General features: G+C 55.5%; 1 protein-coding gene. It reads right to left on the minus strand.

Translation table 11 applies throughout. The features are described from left to right. On the minus strand, nt 1-265 hold a 265-nt coding region (locus ACTHS3_RS18035; protein WP_440368796.1), incomplete at both ends, for an AarF/UbiB family protein.

Below are 265 nucleotides of genomic sequence, written 5' to 3' on the forward strand. Positions count from 1 at the left end.
CCAAGGGGTCGTCTGAAAAGGTCTGACCGAAACGCTGCATATAGCGCAGCTCCACCGATAAGTCGGTTTCTTTTGCCAGACTTTTGGCAAAATAGGCGACCATCAATACGGGCTGGTAACGGCGCACTTCGGGGATTTCGGATTCCATCAGTCTGGCGAGGTGGTTCAAAATCCGCAGATCCGCCTGAATGACCGGCTCGATGTCGGGGCGTTTGACTTTGACGGCGACGGCGGTTCCGTCTAAAAGTTCGGCGCGGTGTACCTG

The organism is Neisseria sp. P0009.S007, from assembly GCF_051962515.1.